Source organism: Pseudomonas fluorescens (assembly GCF_902498195.1).
GTDB lineage: Bacteria > Pseudomonadota > Gammaproteobacteria > Pseudomonadales > Pseudomonadaceae > Aquipseudomonas > Aquipseudomonas fluorescens_BU.
The window spans coordinates 1-605 of record NZ_CABVIY010000018.1 but is presented as its reverse complement, the minus strand read 5'-3'; the positions used below and the strand labels follow the sequence as shown (position 1 = coordinate 605).

General features: G+C 61.5%; 1 protein-coding gene. It reads right to left on the bottom strand.

Features of this window, described 5'->3' with window-relative positions; all coding sequences use genetic code 11:
* The coding region (tauD, locus tag F8N66_RS31300) for a taurine dioxygenase (protein WP_150773741.1) at positions 1-605 on the bottom strand (605 nt) is incomplete at both ends.

Below are 605 nucleotides of genomic sequence, written 5' to 3'. Positions count from 1 at the left end.
CTGCATCACCCGTCGCGCCGGCTGGTAATCATCGACCGCGAACTGCTGGGTTACGCGGTTGTCCCAGAACGCCACGTCATCCTTCTGCCAGCGCCAGCGAATGGTGAATTCCGCGCGTGTTGCATGGGCAAACAGAAACTTCAGAATCACCTCGCTTTCGGTGTCCGACAGCTCATTGATCTTCGACGTGAAGCCTTCATTGACGAACAACGAGCGGCGCCCGCTCACCGGGTGCGTGCGAATCACCGGGTGCGACAACGGCGGATTCTTCCTGCGTGCTTCTTCCCATTGGGCCAGCGCTTCGGCCGTGTTGCCAAAACGCTCCAGCGGGAACGAGCGGGTGAAGTCGTGAGTGGCCGTCAGCCCTTCAAGCAAGGTCTTCATTGGCGCGGACAACGCTTCATATGCGGCAATGCCGCTGGCCCACAGCGTGTCGCCACCAAACGCCGGCAGCAATTTGGCGCTGAGCACCGCGCCCATGGCCGGGGTCGGCAGGAACGTCACGTCGGTGTGCCAGATCGCGTTGTCACGCACGTCGGTGACGGCGGTATCGAGGATCAGCACTTCCGGCTGTTCCGGCACGTTCGGGTAGATCGGATGTATGT